The sequence below is a fragment of the Klebsiella sp. EMBS2024 genome, assembly GCF_036233805.1.
Classification (GTDB): Bacteria; Pseudomonadota; Gammaproteobacteria; order Enterobacterales; family Enterobacteriaceae; genus Klebsiella; species Klebsiella pneumoniae.
The window spans coordinates 4,581,522-4,594,701 of sequence record NZ_JAZARW010000001.1 but is presented as its reverse complement, the minus strand read 5'-3'; the positions used below and the strand labels follow the sequence as shown (position 1 = coordinate 4,594,701).

Below are 13,180 nucleotides of genomic sequence, written 5' to 3'. Positions count from 1 at the left end.
CTCAAATAATATTGAGTTGCTTGGCAAGTTTATAATGATGTCCTTCAGTATCGACCAGACGTTTTTTCATACTGACTAAATCAATCGGAATAGGTTTGTTACTGGAATTAATTATTATGGCTTTATTTTTCATACCTGACTGAATACAGCGAACCACTTCACTGGCCATAATAGTGCCCTGATAAATCTCTTCGCAGGTTGGATCACCGCTGCGTAAACCATAGCCGACGATCGTTTTACGGATACGGACACCTATTTGTGGTTCCAGCTGTTTAATCATGGTATCAATCGCCCCCTGAAAGCCGGGAGAGTACTCTTTGGTATAGCCTTCTGAGCAGAGGATAACGACGCTATTCTGCGTACTCAGCTTCCGGGTAATCCGTTCCGCGAGCACGGCCAACGGCATCTGTGCCTCCGGGATCAGGGCAATATCCGCATTACATTTAATGGCGGACTGCAACGTTAGTTCTCCACAATAGCCTCCTAATATCTCAACCATAAAAACCCGACCGGGCAGCGCTCTTCCGGTATTTCTTAAACGAGAGACTTCTTTAATAATTTGCTCACAGGCCGTGGAAAAACCAATCGTATAATCACTGCCATACACATCATTATCGATAGTCATTCCCACACCAAAGCAATTAATCTCAAATTCACTAAGGGTATTCAGAAACTGCAGGCTGCCATCCCCCCCGGCCATAATGAGCACATCAATACGCAGAGATTTAAGTTTTTTAGCAATGCTTTCATATTCACTGCGCTGCAGTTTGCGACTGGTTCGCCCCGAGGTAATGATCGGCACCGCGGTAATTGAATAATCAACCAGATCGCGCCACGCCATATCCTGATGACTTTTCTCCAGTAGCCCTGGAATACCGCCATTAAACAGCGTGATATCGGCATTAGCCTGCCTGGCTATCTGGAATATAAAATTATTCATTCCAGAAACATCCCCGCCGCTAATAACGATACCAATTTTCATGACGCATCCTCGCTCATTTGCCTGACAACATTTTTCCCTGAGTACAAGCCTTCTATTTGCAATGAAGATCACATAATGCGTATTAAATTACCGCAGTGAATAGTTGACAGGTACGGCGAAACGCCTATTTTTGTGATACATATCCCATTTAAAGAGAGTGATCTCCATCGCTTTCTGTTTTTAATATCTTTAAATTTCATGGCGTTAAAAAATCGAGATATTCAGGCGTGCTGACCTTTCCTTTGCCATAAAAAGGAGGATTTAAGAAAAGAACGGAAACGTGATTAGTGCCACATTTTTTTCGTAGCAGAGGAAAATATTGGCAAATTTCGCAGAGACGGGAAGCGGAAAACGAAAACAAAAAAAGCGCCCTGAGGCGCTCTTTCGACAGTTGCTATACGCTTATTTGTTCAGTTCGGCAGTCATATGCACGCGGTTGCCGGTAAACGCTTCGGTGATTTTGTAAGACGAAGCGCCGGCAGCCTGCGCCTGTGCGGCGATTTTCGCTTCCGCGCCGTCCATTGTGGAGGCGGTTGCGGTCACGGTTTCAGCAGCGAAGGAAGCGAAAGAGGCGGCCATAGCGATTACTGCGACAAAAGTTTTGATGCTTTTCATGATATAAACCCTTTCATTTAGTTGTTTAGATAAGGCGCTGTGCCTTGATGTGTTAAATAGTAGCCCGCACATCGCTAAACAAAAAGCGGAAGGATTTGCTGTCATTGTTCAAATTTATTGACCAATATTTAACCCGCAATTAAACGCTGCGGATGGGTGTAAACTGTCGCCCTGCCCGGCTTGCAAAAGCCCACCAGCGTCAGATTGCAGCGCTCGGCAACTTCCACTGCTAAGGTGGTGGCCGCCGAGACCGCGAACAGGATCTCGACGCCGCACATCGCCGCCTTCTGCACCATTTCATAACTGGCGCGGCTGGAGACCAGCGCGGCGCCATGCTGCCACCCCTCGCCGACTTCCGCCCGCCGGCCCAGCAATTTATCCAGGGCGACATGCCGGCCAACGTCTTCAAACCCCCCCGCCAGTTCGCCCGTCAACCGGACCCACGCGGCCGCGTGAGTACAGCCGGTGAGCCGGCCAACCGGTTGAAAGTCGTTAAGATGCGCCAGGGCCTGATCGAGATTGGCTAAATCGAACGACTGAGTGAACGGCAGCGGCTGGACCGGCTTACCAATATCATTGAGCTGCTCGACGCCGCATACGCCGCAGCCGGTGCGCCCGGCCAGCGCGCGACGCCGGGCTTTGAGGCCCATAAAACGCCGGCTGGAGAGCTCAATCTGCACCTCAAGGCCGTTGCACACCGCTACCACGTCCATGCCGAAAATCTCCCGCCGGTGCTCGATAATCCCTTCGGATAAGGAGAAGCCGACGGCGAATTGCTCCAGATCTTTCGGGGAGGCCATCATCACCACGTGAGAGATACCGTTGTAGACCAGCGCGACGGGCACCTCTTCCGCTAACTCATCTGGCTGAGGGTGTTGCAGATCCTCGCGTTTCCAGAGGGAGACCTGGCGATATCCTGTGACATTCGTCACATTTTTGATTTGTTCGAGAGGCTTCTTGTTCACTTTGCTTTAACCGTATTGGAACAGGCATACACACAATGTGGTATTCTGTTTTTATCCCTTCAGGAATGAGGGAAATTTGCCCTAATTCTGAACCTTTGCGGCCTTCACCGCAAAGCAAATAACTACATGTGACAATGTCGAAACAAGGAGCGAACCATGCAGGTCAGCAGAAGGCAGTTCTTTAAGATCTGCGCTGGCGGTATGGCGGGAACCACGGCAGCAGCGCTGGGCTTTGCCCCGGCAACTGCGCTCGCGGAGACACGGCAGTACAAATTGCTGCGCACGCGCGAAACCCGTAACACCTGCACATACTGTTCTGTCGGCTGTGGGCTGTTGATGTATAGCCTCGGCGACGGCGCGAAAAACGCCAAAGCATCCATTTTCCATATCGAAGGCGATCCGGATCATCCGGTCAACCGTGGTGCGCTCTGTCCGAAAGGGGCTGGTCTGGTGGACTTTATCCATTCTGAAAGCCGCCTGAAATTCCCGGAATATCGCGCGCCAGGCTCCGATAAATGGCAGCAAATCAGTTGGGACGAAGCGTTCGATCGCATCGCCAAGCTGATGAAAGAGGACCGCGACGCCAACTTTATCGCGCAAAACGACGCCGGCACCACCGTCAACCGCTGGTTGACTACCGGGATGCTGTGCGCCTCCGCCTCCAGTAACGAAACCGGCTATTTAACGCAAAAATTCACCCGCGCCCTCGGGATGCTGGCGGTGGATAACCAGGCGCGTGTCTGACACGGACCAACGGTAGCAAGTCTTGCTCCAACATTTGGTCGCGGTGCGATGACCAACCACTGGGTTGATATTAAAAACGCCAACCTGGTCGTAGTGATGGGCGGTAACGCCGCAGAAGCGCATCCGGTGGGGTTCCGCTGGGCGATGGAAGCCAAAATTCATAACGGCGCCAAGCTCATCGTTATCGATCCGCGCTTTACGCGTACGGCGTCGGTGGCTGATTTCTATACCCCGATTCGTTCCGGTACCGACATTACCTTCCTGTCGGGCGTGATCCTGTATCTGCTGAATAACGAAAAATTCAACCGCGAATACACCGAAGCCTACACCAACGCCAGCCTGATCGTGCGTGAGGACTATAGCTTCGACGACGGGCTGTTCAGCGGCTATAACGCAGAAAAACGTCAGTACGACAAAACCAGCTGGAACTATGAGCTGGACGAAAACGGCTTCGCCAAACGCGATACTACGCTGCAACATCCGCGCTGCGTCTGGAACCTGCTGAAGCAGCATGTTTCCCGTTATACCCCGGATGTGGTCGAAAACATCTGCGGTACGCCGAAGGCCGACTTCCTCAAAGTCTGTGAATACATTGCTGAAACCAGCGCGCCGGATAAGACCGCATCGTTCCTGTACGCTCTCGGCTGGACCCAGCACTCCATCGGTGCGCAGAATATCCGCACCATGGCGATGATCCAGCTGCTGCTCGGCAACATGGGGATGGCGGGCGGCGGCGTCAACGCCCTGCGCGGCCACTCCAATATCCAGGGTCTGACCGACCTCGGCCTGCTCTCCACCAGCCTGCCAGGCTACATGTCGCTGCCGAACGAAAAACAGGCCGACCTGCAGACCTACCTGACGGCTAACACGCCGAAGCCGCTGCTGAAAGACCAGGTCAACTACTGGGGCAACTATCCGAAGTTCTTCGTCTCCATGATGAAAGCCTTCTTCGGCGACAAAGCCACCGCGGAAAACAGCTGGGGCTATGACTGGCTGCCGAAGTGGGATAAGAGCTACGACGTTCTGCAGTACTTCGAGATGATGAATCAGGGCAAAGTGAATGGCTATATTTGCCAGGGCTTTAACCCGGTCGCCTCGTTCCCGAACAAAAACAAGGTCGTCGCTTCCCTGTCGAAGCTGAAGTTCCTCGTGACTATCGACCCGCTCAATACCGAAACGTCCACCTTCTGGCAAAACCATGGTGAGTCGAACGATGTCGATCCGGCGAAAATCCAGACCGAAGTGTTCCGTCTGCCCTCCACCTGCTTCGCCGAAGAGAATGGGTCTATCGTCAACTCCGGCCGCTGGCTGCAGTGGCACTGGAAAGGCGCGGACGCCCCGGGGATCGCCGTCACCGATGGTGAAATTCTCGCCGGTATCTTCACTCGCCTGCGTAAGATGTATGCCGAAGAGGGTGGCCCGGCGCCGGAGCCGGTGCTCAACATGACGTGGAACTACTCCACGCCACACGAGCCGGCATCGGAAGAAGTGGCGATGGAAAGCAACGGTAAAGCGCTGGCGGATATCACCGACCCGGCAACCGGCGCGGTGATCGTCAAGAAAGGCCAACAGCTGAGCTCCTTTGCGCAGCTGCGAGATGATGGCACCACCTCCAGCGGCTGCTGGATCTTCGCCGGGAGCTGGACGCCGGAAGGTAACCAGATGGCGCGCCGCGATAACGCCGATCCATCCGGTCTCGGCAATACCCTGGGCTGGGCCTGGGCCTGGCCGCTCAACCGCCGCATCCTGTATAACCGCGCCTCCGCGGACCCGCAGGGTAAACCGTGGGATCCGAAGCGTCAGTTGCTGAAATGGGACGGCGCCAAATGGGGCGGCGTGGATATTCCGGACTACAGCGCCGCCGCGCCTGGCAGCGACGTCGGTCCGTTTATCATGCAGCCGGAAGGGATGGGCCGTCTGTTCGCTATCGACAAGATGGCGGAAGGACCGTTCCCGGAACACTACGAGCCGTTTGAAACGCCGCTCGGAACCAACCCGCTGCACCCGAACGTGGTCTCTAACCCGGCCGCTCGCGTCTTCAAAGGCGATCTCGAGCAGATGGGTAAGGCCGAGAAGTTCCCGTACGTCGGCACCACTTACCGTCTGACCGAGCACTTCCACTACTGGACCAAGCATGCGCTACTTAACGCCATCGCCCAGCCGGAACAGTTCGTGGAGATCGGGGAAAAACTGGCGAATAAGCTCGGCATCGGCCACGGCGATACCGTGAAAGTTTCCTCCAACCGCGGCTATATCAAAGCCAAGGCGGTGGTGACCAAACGTATTCGCACGCTGAAAGTTGACGGTAAGGATATCGATACCATCGGCATTCCTATTCACTGGGGCTATGAGGGCGTGGCGAAAAAAGGCTTTATTGCCAATACCCTGACGCCGTTCGTCGGTGATGCGAATACGCAGACGCCGGAGTTCAAAGCTTTCCTTGTGAACGTGGAAAAGGTGTAACGGAGACGACTTATGGCTTACCAATCGCAAGATATTATTCGTCGTTCCGCGACTAACGGTTTCACCCCCGCGCCTCAGGCGCGGGACCACCAGCAGGAGGTGGCGAAGCTTATCGACGTCACCACCTGTATCGGCTGCAAAGCCTGTCAGGTGGCCTGCTCCGAATGGAACGATATTCGTGATGAAGTCGGTCACAATGTCGGGGTGTATGACAACCCGGCGGACCTGACCGCCAAGTCATGGACGGTCATGCGCTTCTCGGAGGTGGAACAAAACGACAAGCTGGAATGGCTCATCCGCAAGGATGGCTGCATGCACTGCGCGGACCCGGGCTGCCTGAAGGCCTGCCCGTCAGAAGGCGCGATCATTCAGTACGCCAACGGTATTGTCGACTTCCAGTCCGAGCAGTGCATCGGCTGCGGCTACTGTATCGCCGGCTGTCCGTTCGATGTACCGCGTCTGAACCCGGAAGACAACCGCGTCTACAAATGTACCCTGTGCGTAGACCGCGTGACCGTCGGCCAGGAACCAGCCTGTGTGAAAACCTGCCCGACCGGCGCAATCCACTTTGGCTCCAAAGAGGATATGAAAACGCTGGCCGGCGAACGCGTGGCTGAGCTGAAAACCCGCGGTTATGACAATGCGGGCCTGTACGATCCGGCCGGCGTCGGTGGCACCCACGTCATGTACGTGCTGCACCATGCCGACAAGCCGAATCTGTACCACGGCCTGCCGGAAAACCCGGAGATCAGCCAGACCGTCAAGTTCTGGAAAGGCATCTGGAAACCGCTGGCGGCCGTCGGCTTCGCCGCGACCTTCGCAGCCAGTATCTTCCACTACGTCGGCGTCGGTCCGAACCGCGCGGAAGAGGAAGAGGACAATCTGCATGAAGAGAAAGACGAGGTGCGCAAATGAAAAGACGTGACACCATCGTGCGCTACACGGCGCCGGAACGCATCAACCACTGGGTCACCGCCTTCTGCTTCGTCCTGGCGGCGGTGAGCGGGTTAGGCTTTTTCTTCCCGTCCTTTAACTGGCTGATGCATATCCTCGGCACGCCGCAGCTGGCGCGAATTCTCCACCCGTTCGTCGGGGTAGTGATGTTCGCGTCGTTTATCATCATGTTTTTCCGTTACTGGCATCACAACCTAATCAATCGGGATGATATCTTTTGGGCGAAGAATATTCGTAAGATCGTCGTCAACGAGGAGGTGGGCGATACCGGGCGCTATAACTTCGGCCAGAAATGCGTATTCTGGGCGGCGATTATCTTCCTGGTACTGCTGCTGGTGAGCGGTGTGATCATCTGGCGTCCGTATTTTGCGCCGGCTTTCTCAATCCCGGTGATCCGATTTGCGCTGATGCTGCATTCATTTGCCGCAGTGGCGTTAATTGTGGTTATCATGGTGCATATCTACGCCGCCCTCTGGGTGAAAGGCACCATTACCGCGATGGTGGAAGGCTGGGTTACCAAAACGTGGGCGAAGAAACATCACCCGCGCTGGTACCGAGAGGTCCGCCAGAAACAGGAAAAGTCATCTGAATGAGTATTCGCATAATCCCGCAAGACGAGCTGGGTTCGAGCGAGAAACGCACGGCGGAAGCAATTCCGCCGTTACTGTTCCCCAGGCTGAAAAATCTGTATAACCGCCGCGCTGAACGCTTGCGCGAGCTGGCCGCTAATAACCCGCTAGGCGATTACCTGCGCTTTGCCGCGCTGATTGCCCATGCCCAGGAAGTAGTGCTGTACGACCATCCGCTGCAGATGGATCTCACCGCCCGCATTAAAGCGGCCAGCGAACAGGGCAAGCCGCCGCTGGATATCCACGTCCTGCCGCGCGACAAGCACTGGCACAAGCTGTTGCACTCGCTGATTGCCGAGCTGAAGCCGGAGATGAGCGGCCCGGCGCTGGCGGTCATTGAGAATCTGGAAAAAGCCTCTGAGCAGGAGCTGGAGCAGATGGCCAGCGCGCTGTTTGTTTCCGATTTCGCCTCCGTCAGTAGCGACAAAGCGCCGTTCATCTGGGCTGCGCTGTCGCTCTACTGGGCGCAGATGGCCAGTCTGATCCCAGGAAAAGCGCGCGCCGAATACGGCGAACAGCGCCAGTTCTGCCCGGTGTGCGGCTCGATGCCGGTCTCCAGCATCGTGCAAATCGGCACCACTCAGGGGCTGCGCTATCTGCACTGCAACCTGTGCGAAACTGAGTGGCACGTAGTACGCGTCAAGTGCAGCAACTGCGAGCAGAGCCGCGACCTGCACTACTGGTCGCTGGACAACGAGCAGGCGGCGGTGAAAGCCGAAAGCTGCGGCGACTGCGGAACCTACCTGAAGATTATGTATCAGGAGAAGGATCCGAAAGTCGAAGCCGTCGCCGACGATTTGGCCTCCCTGGTGCTCGACGCCCGCATGGAACAGGAGGGCTTCGCCAGAAGCTCAATTAACCCGTTCATGTTCCCCGGCGAAGGGGAGTAAGTTCTGCAGTATGATTTCGGGCGGCTCTTGTCGCCCGTTTTCCTTCTTGTGACACGAACGTGCTCAGGGATTATTCACACGCGTCACTGACCGTTATCAGAGGCCAACCTTTGGCTGGAGATATTCGTTTCAGACGAGTTTATCGCTCACTTGTCGTCCTCCTGCCACTCGAATTATTCAGGGTGGATTTCGTACGGCGTGACTACGCCAGGAATACCGGCAAAATCCTTCGTATTCCGCGTAATTAGTTCCAGACGATGGAGTTGCGCCGTCGCCAGAATGATGGCATCCGGCAGCTTAAGCTTATACTCCTGCCGCAGCGCAACGCTTCGCTCTGCAATATCCTGTGAGATGTTAATGATATTAAAGGTGCTCAGCGCCATTCGCGTGCGCTGCTCCTGGTGATATTTTTTAGCGCCAACCATCACCTCCATCCAGGTAATCAGACTGATCGCATTCTGCGGTGGCCAGGCCTCCAGCGCCTGTTTGGCTTCGCGACGCCCGCTAAATAAATCAATAAGAATATTGGTATCAAAAAGCGCAGATCCGGAGGTCATTACCACTCCTTGCGTAGCTGACGTTGATATTCCATGCCGTCTTCTTCGCAGTCTTGCCACAGACCCAGCGCACTGGAGATGGTATCTTTAGCTCGATCTTGTTTCTCCAGATATTGTTCAACCGCTTCACGTAACAGTTCCGCTCGCGGAATGTTACGCTGCACTTTGAGGTCATCGAGACGTTGAATGACATCGTCTGATAAATCGAGAAGAATTCTGCCCATATTCCTTTCAGCCATCATGCTCATATATACCTCAAGTATATCACCAGTGATGAAGTTATGAGCAATCTAGAGCTTTTGGAATCGGAAACAAACAGGATTTTGTCAGGTAAACTCTTTTTTGCGAGCCGCTTTCCATAATGCACAGGCGACCTCAACAGGCCTGTCTTTTCGCCATAATCCAGGCTATAACACTGGATATTAAAACAGTATAAGGAACTTCATATGGCGCTGGAAAAAGGGATTGCTTCGCTGGTTGAGGCATTTATTGCGGCAGGTCGTCCGTCATCACGCGATCAGCATATTGATGATTGGAGGGCCGGCTATATCGCCAGTGCGGTACTCGCCGGGGAGACGGAAACGCGAGTGCGGGTGGAGGATATCACCCTGGAGGGTATGCACTTCCGCGTCGTTTCACCGCCCACTGCCGACGGCCTGCTACCCACGCTTATCTACTACCACGGCGGCTGTTTTGTCAGCGGCGGCTTTACCACCCACGATAACCAACTCCGTCAGTTAGCCATGTTCAGCGGTTGCCGGGTGATCGCCGTGCAGTATCGTCTGGCCCCGGAGNNTACCTTTCCGGCGGCGCACGATGATGCAGAACGAGGTGCCACGATTATTCACCAGAACGCAAAACAGCTTGGCGTTGACGCATCACGTATCACCCTGGCTGGCGACAGCGCCGGCGGGCATCTCGCCCTGGTCACGGCTCTGCGCCTGAAAGCGGCGGGAACATGGCAGCCTGCACAGCTTATCCTGATTTACCCGATGCTCGACGCTACCGCCAGCATGGCAAGCTACGCCAGCAACGGCGAGGATTACATCATTACCCGGGACACGCTGCTTAGCGGCTACAAAATGTATTTAGCGGCCACACCCGCTACCCATCCGGATGCCAGTCCGCTGTGGCGCGAAGATTTTCACGGTCTGCCACCGGTCCACATCCTGACGGCGGAGTTCGATCCTTTACGTGATGAGGGCGAAGTGCTGTACCGAAGGCTGACGGAGCAAGGGGTGGAGAGTTCCTGTCAGCGCTATCTGGGGGTGATCCACGGCTTCTTTCAGCTGGGAGGCGTCAGCAACGCCGCGCGTGATGCCATGCGGGATATCGCCTGGCGTGTGGCATCGCCAGGACGATAACTGCCGCAGGCGCTTACTCTTCCTCGTTGCCGCCCTCTTCGTACGAGCCAAAGGGCTTCGCCGGCAGCACGATGTAGATCCCCTCGAAAACGGCGCCCTGTTTATCGTCGCCAAAAAGCTCCACCTGCATTTGCACGCGGGCTTTACGCCCGCGCGCCAGTCGGTCGAGATCGCCGCTCAGAGAACCGAGGTCGGCGATGGCGCTGGGGCGGCCGCTAATAGGCTGGCTGTAGCGGATATGCGCATCCGCCAGAATAATGGTGCCTCCCAGGTGCCGCTCGCGCAGCATCAGCCAGATAAGCCCCCATCCGGTTAAGGTAGCGAGCGAAAACAGGCTGCCGGCGAACAGCGTATGGTGCGGATTCTGGTTCCCCGCCTCCGGCATGGTGGTAATAAATTTCTGCCCGGTGTACTGCTGAATACGTACGCCCATTTTTTCACTCAGTGGAATATGCTGATACCACGCCTGCTGGAGCTGTGCGCACCAGTCGCCGCGGTGCAAAATATCGTCCAGCGACGCAACCGGTTTGATCATCAGAAAATGACGGATCGGCGTGGTGGTCGGGGTGGTGATCTCCCCCTGATTGACAAATCCGAGCTTGGCGAAAAATTCCACCGCATCTTCGCGCGCGCTGCAGGTAACCCGCTTAACCCCTTCCTGACGCGCGACGGACTCCAGGGTCATCGCCATCAGCGTACCCAGCCCTTTATCCTGCACCGAGGGATGCACAGCCATAAAGCGGATGGAGGCTTCATTCTCCGCATTGATATATAGCCGGCCGACGGCAACCAGGTTGCCCTCTTCATCCACTACCATCTGATGATGCGCCATCGCATCCCAGGCGTCACGTTCCGCTCCCTTAGGCTGATGCAGCGGCTTACGCAGCATCTCCCAGCGGAACTGGTAGTAGCTCTCTAACTCTTCTGCTGTTTGCGGTACACGAAGGTGATACATAGTCGTACTCTCTTTTGTTACCCGCAGCCTGCCCGGAAGCTGGGTCATACCTGCAACCAAAAGGTCACGGGACCATCATTGACCAAAGAAACCTGCATATCCGCAGCGAATCTTCCGGTCTGGGTGTGCGTTTCCTGCTGGCGACAGCGGGCGACGAAATACTCATACAGCGCCTCAGCGCGGTCAGGGGCAGCGCCTTTCGAGAAGCTCGGTCGCATCCCCCGCTCGGTATCGGCCGCCAGCGTAAATTGCGAAACCACCAGCACGCTGCCGCCCGCCTGCTGGACATTCAGGTTCATTTTCCCTTCCGCATCACTGAAGATGCGGTAGCCCAGCACGCGTTCACAAAGGCGATTCGCCTTTTGTTCATCATCGTCTTTCTCGACGCCCAGCAGCACCAGAAGCCCCGGGCCAATTTCGCCCGTCACCTCGTCCGCCACGGTAACGCTTGCACGGGATACGCGTTGAATTAATGCAATCATGGTTGTTCTGTTTCTTCTGTTTTAAGTTTGCGGTATTCACCGAGAGTGACAGTAATTTCAGCGCCAAGCAAGACGATACACCAGGTCCAGTACACCCAGACGAACAAAATCGGCACCACCGAAATCACGCCATAAATTAGCTGATAGGACGGAAAGGTGGTGATATAGAGGGCAAACGCCTTTTTACCTGCCTCAAACAGCAGCGCCGCCACCAGCGCCCCGATCACCGCGTCGCGGTCACGTACCTGGGTAGTCGGTACAATACTATAGAGCAGCCAGAACGCTGCCCAGGAGAGGATCAGCGGAAATAGGCGGAGCAGATTATCAATTACGCCGTCCAGGTCGCTTGCCCAGCGCAGCGACAGCAGATAGGAACTGATCGCCAGGCTGGCGCCCGCCAGCAGCGGGCCGAGGGTCAGGATCATCCAGTAAACGGCAAAGGAATAAACTTTGGGGCGGCTGCGCGTGCTGCGCCAGATGGTGTTTAGCGCGCTGTCGATCGAGTACATCAGCAGCAGCGAGGTGACGATCAGGCCAAAGGCGCCTACGGCGGTCATGCGGCTGGAGTTGGCCACGAACTGCTCGATATATCCCTGGATTACATCCCCGGTCGCCGGAATAAAATTGGCGAAGATAAAATGACGGATCTGCACGCTGACTTCGGAGAACATAGGAAAGGCCGCAAACAGCGCGAACACGACGGCAATCAGCGGCACCAGGGACAGTAATGACACATAGGCGAGGTTCCCCGCCAGGGTGGTCATATGGTCTTCATCAATGCGCCGCCACAGCAGCTTTAGCCACGCCAGCAGCGGCCGGGTATGGTGGAGTAATTTTTGATGAACGGTTTTTAGCATAGCTGTTTCGCGAAATAGTCAGGGATGGTCTCCTTACCAGTCACCAGGATACTGGTGATCCCCAACCGGTTGGCCCCTGCTATATTATCGACGTTATCATCAAAAAAGACCGTATCTGCGGCGGAAAACCCCTCTTCTTCCAGTACTCGCAGATAAATTTGCGCTTCAGGCTTACGCAATCCCATCTCCTGCGACAGATAAATGCGATCGGCGGCCGCGCGCACTTCCGGGTATTCATCGGGCCAGAACGTGGTGTGCAGACGATTGGTATTGGAGAGCACCACCACTCGATGCCCCTGGGCACGAAGTTTATGCATGATGGTAATCACCTCCGGGCGCAGCGCGACAAACACCGCCTGCCAGCCGTGAGCAAACTGTTCATAGCTGAGGGGCATATTCATTTCATGGCACATGGCGGCGGCAAAGTCTTCATCGCTGAGCTCGCCGCGCTCATGCTGATGGAAAGCCTCACCCATGGTGAAATGCTGCTTCAGCGTCGCCAGCGGGATGCGGGTTAAATCGCTCCAGGCTCCCAATACCCGGTTGAAGTCAATGTCGACAATCACATTACCTAAATCAAAGATATAGAGCATTTTTGTCTCCTTCCGCGCCGTGGAAAATTAACTTTAGCGGGAAAGGCTGGATTTGACTATTGGCGTGTGATGCAGGAATGAAAAAAAGAAACCCCGCCGGTGAGGCGGGGTTTAGCGAACAACAAGAAGA

Annotated in this window: 14 protein-coding genes; 5 read left to right on the top strand and 9 right to left on the bottom strand. The window is 55.3% G+C overall.

From position 1 onward, the window contains the following. Position 1: 1 nt before the first annotated feature. The 3 genes from VZP09_RS21035 to fdhD form a co-directional block, all read right to left on the bottom strand. Positions 2-982, bottom strand: coding sequence for a 6-phosphofructokinase (locus VZP09_RS21035; RefSeq protein WP_002882831.1), 981 nt, complete (start codon positions 980-982; stop codon positions 2-4). Positions 983-1,384: 402 nt separating this feature from the next. Continuing rightward, positions 1,385-1,597 (bottom strand): YdgH/BhsA/McbA-like domain containing protein, encoded by a 213-nt coding sequence (locus VZP09_RS21030; RefSeq protein ID WP_002882830.1) that lies wholly within the window; start codon positions 1,595-1,597, stop codon positions 1,385-1,387. Between the two features lie 128 nt (positions 1,598-1,725). Beyond that, entirely contained in the window at positions 1,726-2,562 is an 837-nt protein-coding gene (gene fdhD / locus VZP09_RS21025; protein ID WP_002882828.1) for a formate dehydrogenase accessory sulfurtransferase FdhD, read from the bottom strand. A gap of 156 nt (positions 2,563-2,718) precedes the next feature. Here fdhD and fdnG point away from each other — a divergent pair, with 156 nt between their 5' ends. From fdnG to fdhE, 4 genes are read left to right on the top strand one after another with little or no spacing between them, the layout of a single operon-like run. Next, the gene (gene fdnG, locus VZP09_RS21020) at positions 2,719-5,769 is read left to right on the top strand and encodes a formate dehydrogenase-N subunit alpha (protein WP_085921749.1); all 3,051 of its coding nucleotides are present in this window, start codon (positions 2,719-2,721) and stop codon (positions 5,767-5,769) included. 12 nt (positions 5,770-5,781) lie between these two features. After that, entirely contained in the window at positions 5,782-6,684 is a 903-nt protein-coding gene (gene fdxH, locus VZP09_RS21015) for a formate dehydrogenase subunit beta (protein WP_002882822.1), read from the top strand. Continuing rightward, positions 6,681-7,316 (top strand): formate dehydrogenase cytochrome b556 subunit, encoded by a 636-nt coding sequence (gene fdoI, locus VZP09_RS21010; protein WP_002882818.1) that lies wholly within the window; start codon positions 6,681-6,683, stop codon positions 7,314-7,316. Before fdxH ends, fdoI begins: the two co-directional genes overlap by 4 nt. After that, entirely contained in the window at positions 7,313-8,242 is a 930-nt protein-coding gene (fdhE, locus tag VZP09_RS21005; RefSeq protein WP_004150358.1) for a formate dehydrogenase accessory protein FdhE, read from the top strand. The genes fdoI and fdhE overlap by 4 nt, the downstream gene beginning before the upstream one ends. Positions 8,243-8,415: 173 nt before the next feature. On the opposite strand, the gene VZP09_RS21000 is transcribed toward fdhE, so the two are convergent. Continuing rightward, the gene (locus VZP09_RS21000) at positions 8,416-8,799 is read right to left on the bottom strand and encodes a type II toxin-antitoxin system VapC family toxin (RefSeq protein WP_002882817.1); all 384 of its coding nucleotides are present in this window, start codon (positions 8,797-8,799) and stop codon (positions 8,416-8,418) included. Beyond that, a complete protein-coding gene (locus VZP09_RS20995; protein WP_171992795.1) occupies positions 8,799-9,041 on the bottom strand; it encodes a CopG family transcriptional regulator in 243 nt (80 codons plus the stop codon). The genes VZP09_RS21000 and VZP09_RS20995 overlap by 1 nt, the downstream gene beginning before the upstream one ends. Before the next feature lie 204 nt (positions 9,042-9,245). Here VZP09_RS20995 and VZP09_RS20990 point away from each other — a divergent pair, with 204 nt between their 5' ends. Next, the gene (locus tag VZP09_RS20990; RefSeq protein ID WP_328795392.1) at positions 9,246-10,163 is read left to right on the top strand and encodes an alpha/beta hydrolase; all 918 of its coding nucleotides are present in this window, start codon (positions 9,246-9,248) and stop codon (positions 10,161-10,163) included. Between the two features lie 13 nt (positions 10,164-10,176). Here the strand turns inward: VZP09_RS20990 and fabY are convergent, their stop codons facing one another. From fabY to yihX, 4 genes are read right to left on the bottom strand one after another with little or no spacing between them, the layout of a single operon-like run. Then, positions 10,177-11,118, bottom strand: coding sequence for a fatty acid biosynthesis protein FabY (gene fabY, locus VZP09_RS20985; RefSeq protein WP_153932582.1), 942 nt, complete (start codon positions 11,116-11,118; stop codon positions 10,177-10,179). Between the two features lie 44 nt (positions 11,119-11,162). Further along, positions 11,163-11,600: a D-aminoacyl-tRNA deacylase gene (gene dtd / locus VZP09_RS20980; RefSeq protein ID WP_032104081.1), complete on the bottom strand. Its 438-nt coding sequence runs from the start codon at positions 11,598-11,600 to the stop codon at positions 11,163-11,165. Continuing rightward, a complete protein-coding gene (locus tag VZP09_RS20975) occupies positions 11,597-12,457 on the bottom strand; it encodes a virulence factor BrkB family protein (RefSeq protein ID WP_328795390.1) in 861 nt (286 codons plus the stop codon). Before VZP09_RS20975 ends, dtd begins: the two co-directional genes overlap by 4 nt. Then, the gene (gene yihX, locus VZP09_RS20970) at positions 12,451-13,050 is read right to left on the bottom strand and encodes a glucose-1-phosphatase (protein WP_004151865.1); all 600 of its coding nucleotides are present in this window, start codon (positions 13,048-13,050) and stop codon (positions 12,451-12,453) included. The genes VZP09_RS20975 and yihX overlap by 7 nt, the downstream gene beginning before the upstream one ends. Between the last annotated feature and the right edge of the window lie 130 nt (positions 13,051-13,180).

Excerpts from the sequence above, each read along its gene's own strand:
- VZP09_RS21000 (WP_002882817.1), bottom strand. The coding sequence starts at position 8,799 with ATGACCTCCGGATCTGCGCTTTTTGATACCAATATTCTTATTGATTTA.
- VZP09_RS21030 (WP_002882830.1), bottom strand. The coding sequence starts at position 1,597 with ATGAAAAGCATCAAAACTTTTGTCGCAGTAATCGCTATGGCCGCCTCT.
- fabY (WP_153932582.1), bottom strand. The coding sequence starts at position 11,118 with ATGTATCACCTTCGTGTACCGCAAACAGCAGAAGAGTTAGAGAGCTAC.
- fdxH (WP_002882822.1), top strand. The coding sequence starts at position 5,782 with ATGGCTTACCAATCGCAAGATATTATTCGTCGTTCCGCGACTAACGGT.
- VZP09_RS20975 (WP_328795390.1), bottom strand. The coding sequence starts at position 12,457 with ATGCTAAAAACCGTTCATCAAAAATTACTCCACCATACCCGGCCGCTG.
- VZP09_RS20995 (WP_171992795.1), bottom strand. The coding sequence starts at position 9,041 with ATGATGGCTGAAAGGAATATGGGCAGAATTCTTCTCGATTTATCAGAC.
- VZP09_RS21035 (WP_002882831.1), bottom strand. The coding sequence starts at position 982 with ATGAAAATTGGTATCGTTATTAGCGGCGGGGATGTTTCTGGAATGAAT.
- yihX (WP_004151865.1), bottom strand. The coding sequence starts at position 13,050 with ATGCTCTATATCTTTGATTTAGGTAATGTGATTGTCGACATTGACTTC.
- fdhE (WP_004150358.1), top strand. The coding sequence starts at position 7,313 with ATGAGTATTCGCATAATCCCGCAAGACGAGCTGGGTTCGAGCGAGAAA.
- dtd (WP_032104081.1), bottom strand. The coding sequence starts at position 11,600 with ATGATTGCATTAATTCAACGCGTATCCCGTGCAAGCGTTACCGTGGCG.
- fdoI (WP_002882818.1), top strand. The coding sequence starts at position 6,681 with ATGAAAAGACGTGACACCATCGTGCGCTACACGGCGCCGGAACGCATC.